Source organism: Streptomyces sp. NPDC048636 (genome assembly GCF_040650655.1).
Taxonomy (GTDB): Bacteria; Actinomycetota; Actinomycetes; order Streptomycetales; family Streptomycetaceae; genus Streptomyces.
Genome location: NZ_JBEZHR010000001.1, coordinates 1,287,427 through 1,304,781, shown reverse-complemented (window position 1 = coordinate 1,304,781; position 17,355 = coordinate 1,287,427). Strand labels below are relative to the sequence as shown.

13 protein-coding genes are annotated in these 17,355 nt (G+C 70.6%); 2 read left to right on the top strand and 11 right to left on the bottom strand.

Annotation, left to right across the window (positions count from 1 at the left end; translation table 11 throughout):
• Positions 1-368 precede the first annotated feature (368 nt).
• The 3 genes from AB0C66_RS05875 to thyX form a co-directional block, all read right to left on the bottom strand.
• Positions 369-2,054, bottom strand: a complete 1,686-nt coding sequence (locus AB0C66_RS05875) for a ribonuclease J (protein ID WP_362433247.1) — start codon at positions 2,052-2,054, stop codon at positions 369-371.
• 123 nt (positions 2,055-2,177) lie between these two features.
• Complete coding sequence (dapA, locus tag AB0C66_RS05870; protein ID WP_362433244.1) at positions 2,178-3,077, bottom strand: 4-hydroxy-tetrahydrodipicolinate synthase; 900 nt, start codon at positions 3,075-3,077, stop codon at positions 2,178-2,180.
• 187 nt (positions 3,078-3,264) lie between these two features.
• Positions 3,265-4,005, bottom strand: a complete 741-nt coding sequence (thyX, locus tag AB0C66_RS05865; RefSeq protein ID WP_362433241.1) for an FAD-dependent thymidylate synthase — start codon at positions 4,003-4,005, stop codon at positions 3,265-3,267.
• A 189-nt stretch (positions 4,006-4,194) separates the two neighbouring features.
• Here thyX and AB0C66_RS05860 point away from each other — a divergent pair, with 189 nt between their 5' ends.
• Together AB0C66_RS05860 and AB0C66_RS05855 are read left to right on the top strand one after the other, a co-directional pair.
• Positions 4,195-4,437, top strand: coding sequence for a hypothetical protein (locus tag AB0C66_RS05860; RefSeq protein ID WP_362433238.1), 243 nt, complete (start codon positions 4,195-4,197; stop codon positions 4,435-4,437).
• A 63-nt stretch (positions 4,438-4,500) separates the two neighbouring features.
• Complete coding sequence (locus AB0C66_RS05855) at positions 4,501-5,055, top strand: hypothetical protein (RefSeq protein WP_362433235.1); 555 nt, start codon at positions 4,501-4,503, stop codon at positions 5,053-5,055.
• Positions 5,056-5,077: 22 nt separating this feature from the next.
• On the opposite strand, the gene AB0C66_RS05850 is transcribed toward AB0C66_RS05855, so the two are convergent.
• The 8 genes from AB0C66_RS05850 to AB0C66_RS05815 all read right to left on the bottom strand — a co-directional run bounded on the left by AB0C66_RS05850 (position 5,078) and on the right by AB0C66_RS05815 (position 17,355).
• Positions 5,078-5,533, bottom strand: coding sequence for a tetratricopeptide repeat protein (locus AB0C66_RS05850; protein WP_362433233.1), 456 nt, complete (start codon positions 5,531-5,533; stop codon positions 5,078-5,080).
• A 9-nt stretch (positions 5,534-5,542) separates the two neighbouring features.
• The gene (gene dapB, locus AB0C66_RS05845) at positions 5,543-6,295 is read right to left on the bottom strand and encodes a 4-hydroxy-tetrahydrodipicolinate reductase (protein WP_362433230.1); all 753 of its coding nucleotides are present in this window, start codon (positions 6,293-6,295) and stop codon (positions 5,543-5,545) included.
• 48 nt (positions 6,296-6,343) lie between these two features.
• Complete coding sequence (locus AB0C66_RS05840) at positions 6,344-7,723, bottom strand: pitrilysin family protein (protein WP_362433228.1); 1,380 nt, start codon at positions 7,721-7,723, stop codon at positions 6,344-6,346.
• Entirely contained in the window at positions 7,720-9,945 is a 2,226-nt protein-coding gene (locus AB0C66_RS05835) for a polyribonucleotide nucleotidyltransferase (RefSeq protein WP_362433226.1), read from the bottom strand. The genes AB0C66_RS05840 and AB0C66_RS05835 overlap by 4 nt, the downstream gene beginning before the upstream one ends.
• A gap of 389 nt (positions 9,946-10,334) precedes the next feature.
• A complete protein-coding gene (rpsO, locus tag AB0C66_RS05830) occupies positions 10,335-10,622 on the bottom strand; it encodes a 30S ribosomal protein S15 (RefSeq protein ID WP_030288085.1) in 288 nt (95 codons plus the stop codon).
• 374 nt (positions 10,623-10,996) lie between these two features.
• Complete coding sequence (locus AB0C66_RS05825) at positions 10,997-13,051, bottom strand: PQQ-binding-like beta-propeller repeat protein (RefSeq protein WP_362433223.1); 2,055 nt, start codon at positions 13,049-13,051, stop codon at positions 10,997-10,999.
• A gap of 42 nt (positions 13,052-13,093) precedes the next feature.
• Positions 13,094-15,256: a serine/threonine-protein kinase gene (locus AB0C66_RS05820; RefSeq protein WP_362433221.1), complete on the bottom strand. Its 2,163-nt coding sequence runs from the start codon at positions 15,254-15,256 to the stop codon at positions 13,094-13,096.
• A 5-nt stretch (positions 15,257-15,261) separates the two neighbouring features.
• Positions 15,262-17,355 carry a PQQ-binding-like beta-propeller repeat protein gene (locus AB0C66_RS05815; protein ID WP_362433219.1) on the bottom strand — a complete coding sequence of 698 codons (2,094 nt, stop codon included), beginning with the start codon at positions 17,353-17,355 and terminating at the stop codon, positions 15,262-15,264.

The window sequence follows — 17,355 nt, the reverse complement described above, 5'->3', positions numbered from 1 at the left end:
TATCTGGCGTTGACTTTTGGCACGCTGTTGAGTTCTCAAGGAACGGACGCTTCCTTCGAAACCATTTCACCGGTTTCTCCGGGCGCTTCCCTTCGGTGTTTCCAACCTTACCAGATCCGTTTTCCAGTCCGTTTCCGAACCGAATTCCGTTTCCGGCGGCCGTTGGAGGGCCTTCCCTTTCGGTGGTTCCGACTTTATCAGAATTCTCTGAGCCGGTTTTCCACCTCCGCCGGGGGCTCCTCCGGAGGACCATGGGTGCTCCGGGTTTCCCCGCTGGCGGAGCCGTAAACGTACTGGAGCGGGGCTCCTCGATGCAAATCGAGGAGCCCCGCCCACTGTCCAGCGCTGTCAGGGGCGCTGAGGGTGTGTCAGACCTCGACCACGACGGGGAGGATCATGGGGCGACGGCGGTAGCTGTCGGAGACCCACTTCCCCACCGCGCGGCGCACCAGCTGCTGGAGCTGGTGGGGCTCCGAGACGCCGTCGGAAGCGCTCTTGGCCAGGGCGTCCCCGATCTTCGGGATCACGGCCGAGAACGCGGAGTCCTCGATTCCGGAGCCCCGGGCCTGGATATGCGGACCGCCCACGATCTTGCCGGTCGTGCTGTCGACGACCACGAAGACCGAGATGATGCCTTCGTCGCCGAGGATGCGGCGGTCCTTCAGCGAGGTCTCGGTGACATCGCCGACCGAGAGGCCGTCCACATAGACGTATCCCGCCTGGACCTTGCCGGCGATCTTGGCGACACCGTCGACGAGGTCGACGACCACTCCGTCCTCGGCGATCACACAGCGGTTCTTGGGAACGCCGGTGAGGGCGCCCAGCTCGGCGTTGGCCCGTAGATGGCGCCACTCGCCGTGCACCGGCATCAGGTTCCGGGGCTTGCAGATGTTGTAGAAGTACAGCAGCTCACCGGCCGAGGCATGGCCGGAGACATGGACCTTGGCGTTGCCCTTGTGGACGACGTTGGCGCCCCAGCGGGTCAGACCGTTGATGACCCGGTAGACCGCGTTCTCGTTGCCCGGGATGAGCGACGACGCGAGGATCACCGTGTCGCCCGGGACGATCCGGATCTGGTGATCACGGTTGGCCATCCGGGACAGCGCGGCCATCGGTTCGCCCTGGGAGCCGGTGCAGACGAGCACCACCTCGTCGTCCGGGAGGTCGTCGAGGGCCTTCACATCGACGACCAGACCGCCCGGGACCCGCAGATAGCCGAGGTCGCGCGCGATACCCATATTGCGGACCATCGAGCGGCCGACGAAGGCGACCCGGCGGCCGTACTCATGGGCCGCGTCGAGGATCTGCTGGATGCGGTGCACATGGCTGGCGAAGCTGGCGACGATGATGCGCTTCTGGGCGTTGGCGAACACCTGGCGCAGCACGTTCGAGATATCGCGCTCGGGCGGGACGAAGCCGGGGACCTCGGCGTTGGTGGAGTCCACCAGCAGCAGGTCGATGCCCTCCTCGCCCAGCTTGGCGAAGGCGGGCAGATCGGTCAGCCGGCCGTCCAGCGGGAGCTGGTCCATCTTGAAGTCGCCGGTGTGCACGGCCATACCGGCCGGGGTGCGGATGGCGACCGCGAGAGCGTCCGGGATGGAGTGGTTGACGGCGATGAACTCGCACTCGAAGGGGCCGATGCGCTCGCGGTGCCCCTCCTCGACCTCGAGGGTGTACGGCCGGATCCGGTGCTCCTGGAGCTTGGCCTCGATCAGGGCGAGGGTCAGCTTGGAGCCGATCAGCGGGATGTCCGGCTTCTCGCGGAGCAGGAAGGGGACACCACCGATGTGGTCCTCGTGCCCATGGGTGAGCACGATGCCGTCGATGTCGTCGAGGCGGTCCCGGATGGACGTGAAGTCCGGCAGGATCAAGTCGATTCCGGGCTGCTCCTCCTCGGGGAAGAGCACTCCGCAGTCGACGATCAGCAGCCGTCCGGCGTACTCGAAAACCGTCATGTTGCGGCCGATCTCGCCGAGGCCGCCGAGCGGGGTGACCCGCAGACCGCCTTCGGGGAGCTTCGGCGGTGGGCCGAGCTCAGGATGCGGATGACTCAAAAGACTCTCCTCACCACACACGCCACATGCCCCCTGGGGCACATGGCGCGCGTGACATTCATGCACTTGCTGATGTGTCTGTATGCAGTTGTGAAGTATGAAGGTGCGACTTTCGGGGCTTGTCTAGAGCTGTACCCCGCCCGCGGCAAGATCGCGCCTGAGCTGTTCCGTCTCCTCGCGGGTGAGGTCGACGAGCGGCAGCCGCAGCGGCCCCGCGGGCAGGCCCAGGAGGGCCAGCGCCGCCTTCGTCGTGATGACGCCCTGAGTGCGGAACATCCCGGTGAAGACCGGGAGCAGCTGCTGGTGGATCTCGGTTGCCTTCGCGACGTCACCCGCGAGATGGGCCTCGAGCATCGCGCGCAGCTCGGGGCTGACGAGGTGGCCGACGACGGAGACGAAGCCGACCGCGCCGACCGACAGCAGCGGGAGGTTCAGCATGTCGTCGCCGGAGTACCAGGCCAGGCGCGAGCGGGCGATGGCCCAGCTGGCGCGGCCGAGGTCGCCCTTGGCGTCCTTGTTGGCGACGATGCGCGGATGCTCGGCCAGCCGGACCATGGTCTCGGTGCCGATCGGGACGCCGCTGCGGCCGGGGATGTCATAGAGCATGACCGGCAGGCCGGTGGCGTCGGCGATGGCGGTGAAGTGGCGCAGGAGCCCTTCCTGCGGAGGCTTGCTGTAGTACGGCGTGACCGCCAGCAGTCCGTGGGCGCCGGCCTGCTCGGCCGCACGGGCGAGCTCGACGCTGTGCGCGGTGTCGTTGGTGCTGGCACCGGCCACCACGTGGGCGCGGTCGCCGACCGCCTCCACCACGGCTCGTACCAGCTGGGCTTTCTCCACATCGCGGGTGGTGGGGGACTCGCCGGTGGTGCCGTTGACGATCAGGCCGTCATTGCCGGCGTCCACCAGGTGGGCGGCGAGTCGCTGGGCGCCGTCGAGGTCGAGCGCGCCGTCCGAAGTGAATGGCGTGACCATGGCGGTCAGCACCCGCCCGAAAGGGGTCTGCGATGTGGAAGTCGGTGCCATGGGCCCCACGCTACTCGTAGCGCGCCCCGCAGTGCTCCCTCGGGGCGGTCGACGGAGCGAAGAGATGGGACCCGGCACTGCCTGCTCGGGGGTTCAAGCAGTGCCGGGCCCGTTTGTTCAGCCTAGATGAACTTCTCGAAACGCCGCAATACGGACACCTCGCTCCGGTGACGGCGACCGGCCGGGACTACGGGGCCACCCGGCCGTTGGCATTGAAGGCGGCGTGGGTGAGCGGCATCAGCCGGGCCCAGTGCTCCTCCATCCGCTCCCCGACCATCTCGATCTCGCGCTGCGGGAAAGTCGGCACGGCGGCCTGCTCATGCTGGGTGCGCAGCCCCAGGAAGTGCATCAGCGAGCGGGCGTTGCAGGTGGCGTACATCGAGGAGAACAGGCCGACCGGCAGCACCGAGCGGGCCACCTCACGGGCGACCCCGGCGCTCAGCATCTCCTGGTACGCCTCGTACGCATGGCGGTACGCGTCCTCCATCACCCGGCCGGTCAGCTCGTGCTGCGCCTGGGTGCCCTCGACGAACTCGTACTTCCCCGGGCGGCCCTGCTGGACCAGCTTGCGGGCCTCCCCCGGGACGTAGAACACCGGCTGGAGCTGCCGGTAGCGGCCGGACTCCTCGTTGTACGACCAGCCCACCCGGTGCCGCATGAACTCGCGGAAGACGAAGATCGGGGCGCTGATGAAGAACGTCATCGAGTTGTGCTCGAAGGGGCTGCCGTGGCGGTCCCGCATCAGGAAGTTGATCAGCCCCTTGGACCGCTCCGGGTCCTTGGTGAGCTCCTCGAGGGACTGCTCACCGGCGGTGGAGACCCGCGCCGCCCACAGGACGTCGGAATCGGCGGCGCTGTGCTTGACCAGTTCGACGGTCACATCGCTGCGGAACTCGGGCTTCTCGGTCTCGGTGGGGCTCTCGGTCACCGACGGGTCCTTCCGTATTGCGTCGCTCGGGGCGGGCCCAGCTTACGGGCCGCCGCCGGCACTTCCCCGCGGGGCGGACCGAGCGGAAAAATATTGAATGAAGTCGCCGAAACAGGGCACCTCGGACGCCGTTCACACGTCCTAACGGTCAGAAGTACCCGCGTTCGAGGTTCCAAGGAGAGCCCGCAGATGTCCCGCCGGCGAGAGCCCGTGCCGTTCGCCTTCGTCTCCGAAGCCGACCGATTCCGCAGCAATGTCACTCCACCCGCCCGCCCCCGAGCCACACCGTCCCAGATCGCCGGGCGCACCCTGATCGGACTCACGATCGTCGCCGGATTCGTCGGCTCGCTGATGTTCGGCATGCCCGCTCTGGACAGCCAGTCCCATCCCACCCGCCAGACCCAGCAGTCGGAGGCGTCGGACGGCCGTTGAGCCGCTGGGATAGCCTCACCCACCACAGGCCCAACCGGACGTGTGTGTGAGTGAGGACATCCCGTGCCCCTGCCCTTCCTGACTGCCGACGGAGCCCTGGACGACCAAACGGGCGGCGCACCGGACGATCCCTCGTACGAGGACCTGGACCGGTGGCGCCGCCCCTATCGTCCCGGCACCTGGCGCGTCGGCGGAGCCGCCCTGCTGCTCCTGCTCGCCTCGTACATCCTCTTCTCCGCGATGATCATCGCGATGGCGGGATCGCTGCCCGCCGCCGGGATCTGTGTCGCCGTGGCCGCCCTGGTGATCGGGTTCGCCGTCCGGGTGGTGCGCTCCGGTGTGCAGGTCAGCGCCCACGGACTGCGTCAGGTGGGCGTCTTCACCTACGCCACGACGGACTGGTCGCGGATCGCGGCGATACGCACGGCGCAGCAGCCGGTCCGCTGGCTGGGCCTGCCGCGTACGGTGCAGGGGCAGGCCGTGATCGCCGAACCGGCGGACGGCGGTGCGCCGCTCACCCTGATCTCCAGCCACAGTGCCGACTTCCTGGCCCGTCCGGAGGGGTTCGACATGGCCGCCGACGCCCTCGAGAGCTGGGCGGCCGCCTACCGCCGCTGAGCGGAAGCGGACGGGCCGGGGGTCAGTCAGCCCGTACCGGCCTGCCGTCGTGCAGCGCGATGGCCCGCTGCATCGCCTTGCGGGCCCGCGGCACGTCCCGGGCGTCGTGGTAGGCCACCGCGAGCCGGAACCAGGAGCGCCAGTCGTCCGGGGACTCCTCGGTCTCGGCCCGCCGCCTGGCGAAGACCGCGTCGGCGGAGTCCCGGTCGATCCGCCCGCCGGGGGTGCGCACCAGCTCGTCCACCGGAAGACCGCCCTCGGCCTCCAGCTCACGCGCCAGCCGGTTGGCGTTCCGCGCGAACTGCGTGGTCTGCCACAGGAACCAGCCGCCGATGAACGGCAGCACCAGCACGGCCACGCCGAACGCGATGGTGACCGGGGTGCCCTCCCGGATCAGCAGCACTCCCCGGCTGCCGACCAGCACGAAGTACACGACCAGGACGGCCGCGAGAACGAAATACGTGATCTTTGCGCGCACCGGTGGCCCTCAGTCCAGATCGAGGAAGTGTTCCAGGCCGAAGGTGAGGCCGGGGGTGGTCACCACGCGCCGGGCGCCGAGCAGGATGCCCGGCATGAAGCTGCTGTGGTGGGTGGAGTCATGGCGGATGGTGAGCGTCTCGCCCTCGCCGCCGAGCAGGACCTCCTGATGGGCCAGGAGTCCGCGCAGCCGCACCGAGTGCACCGGTACGCCGTCCACGTCGGCCCCCCGCGCACCGTCCAGACCGGTGGCCGTGGCGTCCGGCGCGGGCGGGCAGCCCGCCTCCCGGCGCGCCTCGGCGATCAGCTGGGCGGTACGGGCGGCGGTGCCGGAGGGGGCGTCCACCTTGTTGGGGTGGTGCAGCTCGATGACCTCGACCGACTCGAAGAACCGGGCGGCCTGGCGGGCGAACCGCATGGTGAGCACCGCGCCGATGGAGAAGTTCGGCGCGATGAGCACTCCGGTGCGGGGCGAGGCGTCGAGCCACCCGCGCAGCCGCGCGAGACGCTCATCGGTCCAGCCGGTGGTGCCGACGACGCCGTGGATGCCGTGCCGGACGCAGAACTCGAGGTTGTCCATGACCGAGCCGGGCTCGGTCAGCTCCACCGCGACCTCGGCGCCCGCCTCGGCCAGGGACTCGAGCGAGTCCCCGCGGCCGAGCGCGGCGACCAGCTCCATGTCCTCGGCGGCCGTCACGGCCCGGACCGCCTCGGAGCCGATCCGGCCGTGGGCACCGAGGACGGCCACGCGCAGCTTGCTCATCGTTTCTCTTCCTTCGCTTCCGGTGCGGCTAGGCGACGGCGTCTGCGGCTAGGCGACGGCGTCGTCGAGACGGGCCGCCTGCTTGTCCTTCAGCGGGCCGATGACGGACAGCGAAGGACGCCGCCCCAGTACATCGCGCGCCACCTCGCGCACCTCGTCGGGGGTGACCGCGGCCATCCGCGCGAGCATGTCGTCCACGGACATCTGCTCGCCCCAGCACAGCTCGCTCTTGCCGATGCGGTTCATCAGCGCGCCGGTGTCCTCCAGGCCCAGCACCGTGGAGCCGGAGAGCTGGCCGACGGCGCGGCGCAGCTCGTCGTCGGTGAGGCCGTGCTGGGCGACATGGTCGAGCTCGTCGCGGCAGATCTTCAGCACATCGTGCACCTGGCTGGGGCGGCAGCCCGCGTAGACGCCGAACAGACCGCAGTCGGCAAATCCCGAGGTGTAGGAGTAGACGCTGTAGGCGAGCCCGCGCTTCTCCCGGACCTCCTGGAAGAGCCGGGAGCTCATACCGCCGCCGAGCGCCGCGTTGAGCACGCCCAGCGCCCAGCGCCGGTCGTCGGTGCGCGGGATGCCGGGCATGCCGAGGACGACGTGCGCCTGCTCGGTCTTGCGGTTCAGCAGCTCCACCCGGCCCGCGGTGCGGATCGTACGGGAGCCGTCGCGCGGGGCGACCGGGACCGCGTCGGTACGGGTGAGGGCGTCCGCCTTCTCGAAGGCCCGGCGCACCTGCCGGACGACGGTGGCGTGGTCCACATTGCCCGCGGCGGCGACGACCAGATGGGTCGGGTCGTAGTGCTTCTTGTAGAAGCGGGCGATCTGGTCGCGGCCGAGGCCGTTGACGGTGTCCACGGTGCCCAGGACCGGGCGGCCGAGGGGGGTGTCGCCGAGCATGGTGTGCGCGAACAGGTCGTGCACACAGTCGCCCGGGTCGTCCTCGGTCATCGCGATCTCTTCGAGGACCACTCCGCGCTCGGCGTCCACATCCGCCGCGTCGATCACCGAGCCGGTCAGCATGTCGCAGACGACGTCGATGGCCAGCGGCAGATCGGTGTCGAGCACCCGCGCGTAGTAGCAGGTGTACTCCTTGGCGGTGAACGCGTTCATCTCGCCGCCGACCGCGTCGATGGCGGAGGAGATGTCCAGGGCGCTGCGCCGCCGGGTGCCCTTGAAGAGCAGATGCTCCAGATAGTGGGTGGCGCCGCCCAGCGCGGGGGTCTCGTCACGCGAGCCGACGTGCGCCCAGATGCCGAAGGTGGCCGAGCGGACGGACGGAAGGGTTTCGGTGACGATGCGCAGGCCCCCGGGGAGGGTCGTCCTGCGGACCGTGCCGATGCCGTTCTCGCCCTTGAGAAGGGTTTGGGTACGGGCGACGGCCCGCCCCTCCGAAGAGGGGCGGGCCGTCGTCACGTCTGCGCGGGACGTCACTTGGCGGCTTCGTCCTTCGCCTCGTCGTCCTTGCTGTCGTCTTCGCCCTCGACGACCGGGTGCAGCGAGAGCTTGCCCCGCTGGTCGATCTCGGCGATCTCGACCTGGACCTTGGAGCCGACCGCGAGCACGTCCTCGACGTTCTCCACGCGCTTGCCACCGGCCAGCTTGCGGATCTGCGAGATGTGCAGCAGGCCGTCCTTGCCCGGGAGCAGGGAGACGAAGGCACCGAAGGTGGTGGTCTTCACGACCGTGCCCAGGTAGCGCTCGCCGACCTCGGGCATCGTCGGGTTGGCGATGCCGTTGATCGTGGTGCGGGCGGCCTCGGCGGCCGGACCGTCGGCGGCACCGATGTAGATGGTGCCGTCGTCCTCGATGGTGATCTCGGCGCCGGTGTCCTCCTGGATCTGGTTGATCATCTTGCCCTTGGGGCCGATGACCTCACCGATCTTGTCCACGGGGATCTTCACGGTGATGATCCGCGGAGCGTTGGGGGACATCTCGTCCGGCGTGTCGATGGCTTCCATCATCACGTCGAGGATGTGCAGCCGGGCGTCGCGGGCCTGCTTGAGGGCCGCGGCCAGGACGGACGCCGGGATGCCGTCCAGCTTGGTGTCCAGCTGGAGCGCGGTGACGAACTGCTTGGTGCCGGCGACCTTGAAGTCCATGTCACCGAAGGCGTCCTCCGCACCGAGGATGTCGGTGAGGGTGACGTAGTGGGTCTCGCCGTCGATCTCCTGGGAGATCAGACCCATGGCGATGCCCGCGACCGGGGCCTTCAGCGGCACACCGGCGTTCAGCAGCGACATGGTGGAGGCGCAGACCGAACCCATGGAGGTCGAGCCGTTGGAGCTGAGCGCCTCGGAGACCTGACGGATGGCGTACGGGAACTCCTCGCGCGTCGGCAGCACCGGCAGCAGCGCCCGCTCGGCCAGCGCGCCGTGACCGATCTCGCGGCGCTTGGGGGAGCCGACGCGGCCGGTCTCACCGGTGGAGTACGGCGGGAAGTTGTAGTTGTGCATGTAGCGCCGACGCGTCTCCGGGGAGAGCGTGTCGAGCTGCTGCTCCATGCGGAGCATGTTCAGCGTGGTGACACCCAGGATCTGGGTCTCGCCGCGCTCGAACAGCGCCGAGCCGTGCACCCGCGGGATCGCCTCGACCTCGGCGGCGAGTGTACGGATGTCCGTGACGCCCCGGCCGTCGATGCGCTTCTTCTCCTTGATGACGCGCTCGCGCACCAGGGTCTTGGTCAGCGAGCGGTACGCGGCGGAGATCTCCTTCTCGCGTCCCTCGAACTGCGGCAGCAGCTTCTCGGCGGCCAGCGCCTTGACCCGGTCCAGCTCGCCCTCGCGCTCCTGCTTGCCCGCGATGGTCAGCGCCTGGGCCAGCTCGCCGCGGACGGCGGTGGTCAGCGCCTCCAGGACGTCGTCCTGGTAGTCGAGGAAGATCGGGAACTCGCCGGTCGGCTTGGCGGCCTTGGCGGCGAGGTCCGACTGCGCCTTGCACAGGACCTTGATGAACGGCTTCGCGGCCTCGAGGCCCGCGGCGACCAGCTCCTCGGTCGGCGCCTCGGCACCGTCCTTGACCAGCTGGATGGTCTGCTTGGTGGCCTCGGCCTCGACCATCATGATCGCGACGTCGCCGTCCTCCAGGACACGGCCGGCGACGACCATGTCGAAGACGGCGTCCTCGAGCTCGGTGTGGGTCGGGAACGCCACCCACTGGCCCTTGATCAGGGCGACGCGGGTGCCGCCGATCGGGCCGGAGAAGGGCAGCCCCGCCAGCTGCGTGGAGCAGGAGGCGGCGTTGATCGCGACCACGTCGTAGAGGTGGTCGGGGTTTAGCGCCATGATCGTCTCGACGACCTGGATCTCGTTGCGCAGGCCCTTCTTGAAGGACGGGCGCAGCGGGCGGTCGATCAGGCGGCAGGTGAGGATCGCGTCCTCGGACGGGCGGCCCTCACGGCGGAAGAACGACCCGGGGATGCGGCCCGCGGCGTACATCCGCTCCTCGACATCGACCGTCAGCGGGAAGAAGTCGAGCTGGTCCTTGGGGTTCTTCGAAGCGGTGGTGGCCGACAGCACCATGGTGTCGTCGTCCAGGTAGGCCACGGCGGAGCCGGCGGCCTGACGGGCGAGGCGGCCCGTCTCGAAACGGATGGTGCGGGTGCCGAAGGAACCGTTGTCGATAACGGCTTCGGCGTAGTGGGTCTCGTTCTCCACCAGGGAATTCTCCTCTTCTGCGTCCCTCGTCCGTGTGACGGGGGACGGTGGTGGAGCAGCGCCCCGGGCCTGTTGTCCGGCGGCCGGGCCGGTCTTCGATCGAAGCCACCGGAATTGCCAGTTCCGGGAGCCACTACCGAGGACCGGCTCCTGTGGCACCGGTACGGCGGGAATGAGGCGCTCCTCCTCGTTCTCTATGGCGTTGTTGGGACCAGACTACAAAGCATCGGCCATCATCACGACGGCTGCGCTGTCTGGCATGTGCGGCGCGTAGCGGACAAAATACGCTGCGCACCGCGGGTGTGGGCCGCCCTGGGGCGGCACGTACGGCAACACATACGGCAAAGGGAGCGGCTCCCGGTCCCGGGAACCGCTCCCTTCACGACGTCCTACTTGGCGCCCGCCGCACCACGGCGGATGCCGAGGCGCTCGACCAGCGCACGGAAGCGCGTGATGTCCTTCTTCGCCAGGTACTGGAGCAGCCGGCGGCGCTGGCCGACCAGCAGCAGCAGACCCCGACGGGAGTGGTGGTCGTGCTTGTGGGTCTTGAGGTGCTCGGTCAGGTCGGAGATCCGACGCGAGAGCAGCGCGACCTGGACCTCGGGGGAACCGGTGTCGCCCTCCTTGGTGGCGAACTCGGACATGATCTGCTTCTTCGTAGCGGCGTCGAGCGACACGCGGTACTCCTTGGTCAGTCATTTCAGCCGCCGAGTGCCCCTGGTCGGTGTCTCAGGGGAGCTTCCGTGACTCGGGAGGCGGGGTCCGCTGGGCGCTGTCTCCAGATCCTCGAAGAGAGGCTCCGGGGGCGCGTACACAAACGGCCGTCACACAGCGTACCAGCGTCCTCGGTGGGGTCCGACGCGGGTCCGGTCGGACACCTGTGCTGCCGGGTCCCCGGTCGGGTGGCGGTGGCCTCCGGGACGGCTGAGCGGCTGCGAGAAGTGCCACGAGGTGCCGTCGTGCGTCCGCGGCTACGTCGCGGCCGGTCGCGCAGTTCCCCGTGCCCCTTCCGGGCACACCCGAACGGCACCGGACTTCCGTGAGGTCGCGCTCAGAGGACCGGCATGGCGGTGAGCTGCCCGGCCTGGAGGAGGAACACGCGGTTGTCGGCTCCAGCCAGCCTCCAGGCTCCGTCTCTGCCCTGACTGTACGGCCAGGCGATCCTTCCCTCACGGGTGTCGGCCGCGACGATTCCGCTGCTGCCGGTGGAGTCCACACCGACCCACACACTGCGGCCCTCGGCCACCGGGGGATCGAGCGGATGCGTCTCGGAGCCGACGGTCACCATCCACTCCGCCGCGCCGGTTTCCGCACGGCGGGCATGCAGATCGGTGCCGTCCACGGCGTACACGACACCGTCATGCAGGGCCGGAGCGCCCCAGCCGAGATCACCCGTACCGGGGTGCGCCCACTTCCGCTCACCCGTCGCGAGGGTGAGCGCGGTCAGGGACTTCCCGCCCAGATGGACGGTGTCGCCGTCGATGAGCGGGGCCACGGCGCCGGGTCCGTACACCCTCGGGCCCCATGCCGTCCTCCCGCTCCGGGTGTCGAGGGCGACGGCCCGGCCGTCGGAACCGTGGACCACCAGACGCCCCCTGGCCGCGACCCCCGCCGCGGAGTGCGGGCCGCTCAGCTTCACCGGCGAGGGGGCCGTCCACAGCATGGTGCGCGACGACAGCGAGACGGCCCGCAGCCGTCCGGTGCGGGTGGCCAGGTAGACGGCCGTGTCGTCCACCGCCAGCAGGGTCGCCGCGTCCGCTCGGGGCGCGGCCCAGCGCTCTTTCCCGTCCGCGGCCCCCAGCGCCCGTACGGCGCCCCGGCTGTCGGCGATGAGCACGGTGTCATCGGAGAGGACGAGCGGCCGTCCGGTCAGCCCGGACTCGGTGGAGGTCCAGCGCTCGGCACCGTCGCGAACGCCGTAGGCACCCAGCCGTCGCCCGGCGGCCGCGACGACGACGAGGTCGTGTACCGGGATCGGGGTGATCTCGTCGCCGGGGTCCGAGACGCCCGTGTCGACCGGGCCCCACAGCGGCGCCGGCGCGTTCCCCTCCTCGTAGTGCGCGAGCGGCTTCGCCGCCCAGGGCCGTTTATCCGCCTGGGAGTCGTCACCCCGCAGCAGCCACCACGCGCCGGCGCCGCCCCCGGCCACGAGCACCGCGCCACCCGCCGCCAGACCGCCGATCAGCCGTCGCCGCGAGGGTCCTGACGCCTCGTCGCCCGGCAGGGTGGCCATGCGCTTCGCGCCCGCCTCACGTCGCGCGATGTCCTCGGCCAGCGGCCCGGTACGCCACGCTCGGTCCGCTCCCCGGGGCGGCGCCAGTTCCCGGGCGACCGCGTCGAGGGCCGGGCGCTGTCCGGGCTCCTTGTCGAGGCAGGGCGTCATCAGAACTCGTATCGTCTCCGGGACCGCGTCCAGGTCCGGCTCACCGTGCACCACCTGGTACTGCACCGCCGCCACATGCCCGCCCTGGTAGACCGGCCGTCCTCCGGCCGCGTAGGCGAGGACCACGCCGAGCGAGAACACATCGCCCGCGGGGCCGGTCCGCCGACCGAGGACCTGCTCGGGCGCGGCGTAGCCCGGGGTGGCGAGCGACTGTCCGGTGGTGGTCAGGGTCAGCCCGTGCTCGGGCCGGGCGATGCCGAAGTCGATGATCCGCGGGCCACGGGACGTCAGCACGATGTTGGACGGTTTGAGATCGCGGTGTACGAGCCCGGCGCCATGGATGTCAAGAAGCGTGCGCACCAGCGGGGCGCCCAGGGCCCGCACGGTCGGCTCGTCCAGGGGGCCGTACTTCTCGACCGCCTGGTCCAGAGTGGGGCCCGCCAGGAACTCCGTGGCGATCCACGGCCGTCCGCCCTCCATCCGCACGGCGAGCACCCGCGCCACACCATCGCTCCGCACCGCCTGTGCCGCCTGCGCCTCGCGCAGGAACCTCTGGGCCATCTCCGGCTCATGAGCCAGCTCCGGCCGCAGCACCTTCACCGCCGCGAGCTGCCCCCGCGCGTCCCGGCCCAGGTAGACCTGCCCCATTCCACCGGCCCCGAGCATGCCGGTGAGGCGGTAGGGGCCAAGGCGCAGCGGGTCGCCGGTGCCGAGGGGTTTCATGGGTGAGGCTCCTGGGGGTGGGGGTCGGGTACGAGCCGGGGGTCAGGGGAGCGGGAGGGCGCATACGGCGTCGCCGCGTCCGATGATCAGGCGCTTGGCGCGGGGGTGCGTCATGAGCGTCGGGGAGGATGCGCCCTGAACTCCCAAGGGGCTCTGGAAGGTCCACGCCACGCGGTGGGTGCGGTGGTCGATCGCGGTGGCCCACTGACTGTCGTTGTCAGGTGAGACGTAGACGTAGTCCCCGTCCGCAGCGGGCGTGGCACCGAAGTCAAGCACGGGGCCATCGCCCCTCTTCAGATCCCACATCAGGCGCCCACTCGTAGCGTCGACGGCGACGAGGCCCCGCCCGCGCTCCGCGGAATAGACCACGCCGCCCTGAACGACGGGGGGTCCGTAGTGCTGTCTCCCGGGCTTGTCCCCCGCCCCGGACGTCCGCCCCGCACCGAAGGTCCACGCGCGTTTGCCGTCGGAGAGCCGGAAGGCCATCAGCTCCCAGCTGCCGAGAAACACAAACCCTGCGGAGACCGCGTGCCGGGCCCCCACGGACAGGCCGCCGGTCAGCTTCTCGGGTACCTTCGCTGTCCAGCGCGGCGCCCCACTGTCAAGATCGATCAGGGTGACCTGCTCGCCCTGGGTCCGGATGAGTCCCGACGTTCCCACCGGGGTGGCCACGATCTCGTCGTCCCCCGGGGTGGCCATCCGACGGCGCCACAACTCGTGCCCCGTATCGGGGTCGACGGCTACCCGCACCCAGCCTCCGCGTGCCTTCCCCTCCACGATCAGCGCGGAACCGGTGGCCGCGAGGAACCTGGCGTCCAGCCCGGCGATTCCGCGCAGTGTGGCGAGAGGGGACCGCATGGTGCCCGTGGCGAAGTCGACGGGGACGATGCGGAGCGTGGAGGAGCCATTGTCGAGGGCGAACAGCCCGCGCCCGTCGGAGACCACGTCCGAGTCGGTCACCAGCTCGTCGTTGACTCCGCGGCGCCTGCCGGTCCGTGCGTCGAAGCAGCGCAGCCCGGACTCGGAGACCATGGCGAGCCCCTCACCCACCCGCAGCAGGCGGGCGTCCAACACGCTGCTGCCCCCGGTTGTCTTCCACGCCGGGCGCGGCGCTCCCGTGGGGCGCGAGCCCGCACCGTGATGCGGGGAGCCGGCGGTCATCTCCCCGCCACCGTCGCGCAGGGCCCAGGCCAGGCCAGCGCCTCCGGCGGCGAGCAGCCCCCCTCCGGCGACGATGAGTTTGCGCCGAGCCGGATGCGGCGTCCTCGCCACGGCGGACTCGGTGGGCATGTCTTCGGTGTCCGGTGCGGCAAGACGGGAGGTCCGCACCTCCCAAACGGCCGCGCCGCGTCGGGCGATATCCGCCAGTACGACGTCGGGCAGGTGGTCCACCACGTCGCCGGTACCCTGCCGCAGCTGGGACCCCAGCTCCGCCATGTTCGGCCGCCGCCCGGGGTCCTTCGACAGACACCATTCCAGCGCGGGGCGCAATCCCTCAGGGACCGCTGACAGCTCGGGCTCGGCATAGCGCACCCGATAGAGCAGGTCCGCGGGCTGCCCCGTCCCGAACGGCGGCCGTCCGGTCGCCGCGAACACGAGCACCCCCGCCAGGGCGAACACCTCACCGGCGGCGGTGTGTTCACCGCCAGTCGCCTGTTCCGGAGACATGTAGGCGGGCGTTCCCGCGGCCGCGCCCGCCCGGGTCAGCCGGTCGTCACCCGCCGCCCGTGCGATGCCGAAGTCGATGACCTTGGGACCGGTCGCGGTCAGCAGGATGTTGGACGGTTTGAGGTCACGGTGCACCACATCCGACCGGTGGAGTTGTCCCAGCGCGTCGCACAGGGCGGCGCCGATAGACCGTACGGCCGGCTCGGGCAGGGCGCCGCACAGCGCCACCGCGTCGTCGAGCGGCGGACCGAGGACATAGGCGGTGGCGAGCCAGGGGGTGTCCGCCAGCGGATCGGCGTCCACGACCTGCGCGCCGTACTGGCCACCGATGACGCGCGCGGCGTCGGTCTCCAGCCGGAAGCGGGTGCGGAACTCCGGCTGCGCGGCGAACCGGGCGTGCATGGTCTTGAGTGCCACCGTGCGGCCGCCCGAGGAGCGGGCCAGGTAGACGGTGCCCATTCCGCCGCTGCCGAGGCGGGCGACAAGTACGAAGGGCCCGATACGCGAGGGGTCGTCATGAGTGAGGGGATGAGGCATCGGTATCAGTCCACGGGCAGGGCGTAGAGGTTCGCACCGTTCACCACGACGGCCATTCCTGGTGCGCTGGTCAGGTATCCGCTGAGCCCACCGGCCCGCTGTCCGGAGCCCACGGGCGCGAAGCGCCAGCGGGGTGAGCCGTCGGCCGTGTCGAACGCCTCGATCTCCGAGTCGTTACGTCGGAACCCGGTGCGTCCCGTATGGCTCAGTACGGTCTCGCCGGAGCTCCTGGCGTCGAGGGGCGTGAGGGCAGGGCCGCGCCGCCAGCGTTGCTCACCCCGGTGGGTGTCGATCGCATAGGTGTTGCCGTGCTCGTCGGTGGTGAAGAGGGTCCGGCCGTGGACGACAGGGGACCTGTAGAAGTAACCCCCGGCGGTGAACCGCCAGCGCCGCTCACCGCTTGAGATGTCGTGCGCCTGGACTCGCTTCCGGTCGTAGGAGATCAAGAGGTCGCCGGGTGCTGTCGTCCTGATGGCCTCGGTGTCGGAGCTCACGCCCCGGTAGCTACGCGTCCACAGCTTCCGGCCGCTCCGCGCGTCCAGCGCGAGGTAGGACCACGGCTTCTCCGACAACGTGTCCCGCGTGCCCGGGACGAGCACGGCACCCCCGCGCAGCACGCCCTGTCCGGAGAACTTGATGTCGCTCGTGTGCGGGACTGCCGCGCGCCACAGCTCCCGGCGCCGGGCGACGTCGTAGGCGACGACCACCTGCCCCTGTTCCTTCCCTTCCACGACCCTCAAGGCCAGGAACCAGAGCGTGTGCCCCTCGGCCGCCCATGCCACTCTGAACAGCGGGTGGCGGCCAGAACCGTCATACCGCCTCTCGGTCCACACGACTTTGCCCGTGCGGACGGAGACAGCTGAGAACTCGGTGCCCGACGACCTCAGGAAGAGGCCACTGCCCAGCAGGGTGAGGTCGCCGATCGGCCACAGGTCGTCCCGGCTCCACAACTGCTTGCCGTCCTGGAGGCGCACCGCCGACAGCGACTTCTCGCCCACGAGGAGAGAGACGTTCCCGCGCCAGATCAACGGCGGGAGCTGAGGGTCCTCGCCGAGCGTCCGCCGCCACAGCGGGGCGGGCGCCGTTCCGCGGACCCGGGGAACCGGTCGGCGCCGGCGCGGGTCATCGGCGAGCGCCCTGCCAACGCCAGCCCCGGCCGCTCCCAAGGCGAGCCCGGCCGCACCGGACAGCATGCCGACAGCGACAGCGCGCCGGGAGAAGCGCCGTGGACTTCCGGCCGGCTCCGAGGCTGCCGACGGCACGAGCGGCACCGTCACCGGGTGGCTCGCCGCCTGTGCCGCCAAGGCCGCGCGAACGGTTTCCGGCAGCCCCGTGGCTCCGGTGGCCAACACTCGGGCCAGGGATCCGGGCTCCGGCCGGTCCGCGGGATCCGGGGCCAGGCAGGCGGCTACCGGGTCGCGCAGGCCACGCGGCAGGGCGTCGGAACCGGAGTCGATCCGGCCCGTCGCCGCGTAGACCAGCACCGCCCCGAGCGCGTAGAGGTCGCCCTGGGGCCTGGGCGGTTCGCCTGTACGCCACTCGGGCGGCAGGGCCGACGGGACGACGCCGTGGGGCATCCCGGCACGGTGTCCGGCGTCCGCCGAGGCCGCGCGGGCCAGTCCGTAACCGGTCAGCCGCGGGCCATCGGATGTCAGCCATACGGATCCCGGCGATATCCCCGCGTGGACGAGGCCGTTGGCGTGCGCGGCCGCGAGGCACTCGGCGAGCGCCGCCCCCACGGCACGCACGGTGGGCTCCGGGAGCGGGCCGCCGTGTGCGGCGAGCGCGGCGGGCAGCGTCAGCGCGGGGACGCAGTCGTGGGCGATCCAGGGAAGGGCCGCTCCGGCCGGGGCGACATCGACGACCGACGCCGCCCAACGTCCCCTGAGCCGCCGGGAGTTCTCGGCCTCCGCCCGGAAACGGACCGCGTACCCTGCGTCCCCCGCGAGCGACGCGTGCGGGAACGTCAGGACCATCACGCGGCCGGTCCGGTCGTCCCGTGCGAGGCAGCGCCGGGCGTCCCCATCGTGGCCCGGGACGTCCAGGGTTTCGAGGGCACGGTACGAGCCGAACCGCGAGGGTCCGTCCTGGTCGGTCAT

Excerpts from the sequence above, each read along its gene's own strand:
- dapA (WP_362433244.1), bottom strand. The coding sequence starts at position 3,077 with ATGGCACCGACTTCCACATCGCAGACCCCTTTCGGGCGGGTGCTGACC.
- AB0C66_RS05860 (WP_362433238.1), top strand. The coding sequence starts at position 4,195 with ATGTCCCGCCGGCGAGAGCCCGTGCCGTTCGCCTTCGTCTCCGAAGCC.
- dapB (WP_362433230.1), bottom strand. The coding sequence starts at position 6,295 with ATGAGCAAGCTGCGCGTGGCCGTCCTCGGTGCCCACGGCCGGATCGGC.
- AB0C66_RS05825 (WP_362433223.1), bottom strand. The coding sequence starts at position 13,051 with ATGAAACCCCTCGGCACCGGCGACCCGCTGCGCCTTGGCCCCTACCGC.
- AB0C66_RS05820 (WP_362433221.1), bottom strand. The coding sequence starts at position 15,256 with ATGCCTCATCCCCTCACTCATGACGACCCCTCGCGTATCGGGCCCTTC.
- AB0C66_RS05815 (WP_362433219.1), bottom strand. The coding sequence starts at position 17,355 with ATGACCGACCAGGACGGACCCTCGCGGTTCGGCTCGTACCGTGCCCTC.